This is a genomic window from Phyllobacterium sp. P5_D12 (genome assembly GCF_054049495.1).
On record NZ_JBFUMG010001125.1, the window covers coordinates 1 to 645 of the forward strand.

At 55.0% G+C, this 645-nt stretch carries 1 pseudogene; it reads right to left on the minus strand.

What is annotated here, in order from left to right:
* Window positions 1–183: 183 nt before the first annotated feature.
* Window positions 184–552: pseudogene (locus ACXJ5O_RS29080) on the minus strand (phosphate ABC transporter ATP-binding protein); the annotation flags it as partial.
* Between the last annotated feature and the right edge of the window lie 93 nt (window positions 553–645).

Consider the following 645-nt stretch of genomic DNA (forward strand, 5'->3'; position numbering starts at 1 on the left):
GTGCAAATGCTCCTCCACCCCTGGGGCTTCACCTTTTGACCGGAACCAATGCACCAGAAAAGTTCTCAAACTACGCAAAGGCGCTCGAGAACCATCAGATCGATCCGGTGATACTTATTGCACGGCGCAAATGATCTGCTTCGGTATTGGCCCGAGGCACATGAGGAAGCGCTTTTGATATCCTTAGGCGTCGGCCTCAACCAAGCGACCCGTAATATACTCGAGCGTTCTCTGGTCCCGTGGCTGGCTGAACACGTCAGTCGTCGGACCGAACTCGATTAGCTTTCCCAGGTATGAACGCAGTACTGCTCGATATGCATGCCGCTTGCAACATGTTGTGGGTTGCGATGACGATTGTGAACTGCCTCTTGAGCATATCGATCAGTTCCTCGATACGGGCCGTCGATATGGGAGCCAGTGCGGATGTGGCTCGTCGAGCAGAAGGACCTCAGACCGCAGAGCAATTCCGCGCACGATGCAAAGGCGTTGCTGCTGTCCGCCTGAGAGGCTCAGGCCGCTCGCCAGCAACTTGTCCTTGACCTCGTCCCATAGCGTTAACGGAAGTCCGGAGGACCCTTCAGTTGTCGTGACCTCAGCGAAAGTTGGTTGTCCAGGTCGACAAATGCCCCCAAAAAACTATCGCAG